We start from the raw sequence: 261 nt of genomic DNA on the forward strand, positions 1-261 counted from the left end.
CATGGGCATGTACTACGAGCAGGACATGAACCTCAAGGAAATCGCCGCGGTGCTGGGCGTGACCGAGTCGCGTGTGTGCCAGTTGCACAGCCAGTCGATTGCGCGGCTGCGCGCCAAGATGCGCAGCCACTGAGGGCGTTCATTCATCCGAAGAAGGGCCGCATTGCGGCCTGCAGCCGCTGCCTTATTCCATTGGAATCAGCTGGCCGAGCGGTAGATGCGGGCCCCCGCGCCCGAGACAGCGCGCACGCCCACGGCCTG

Annotated in this window: 1 protein-coding gene; it reads left to right on the forward strand. The window is 65.1% G+C overall.

What is annotated here, in order from left to right; all coding sequences use genetic code 11:
* Positions 1 to 133 (forward strand): sigma factor-like helix-turn-helix DNA-binding protein (locus B2J89_RS22235; RefSeq protein ID WP_305792665.1); only part of this gene is annotated, 133 nt, incomplete at its 5' end.
* Between the last annotated feature and the right edge of the window lie 128 nt (positions 134 to 261).

The organism is Acidovorax sp. SRB_24, from assembly GCF_012931925.1.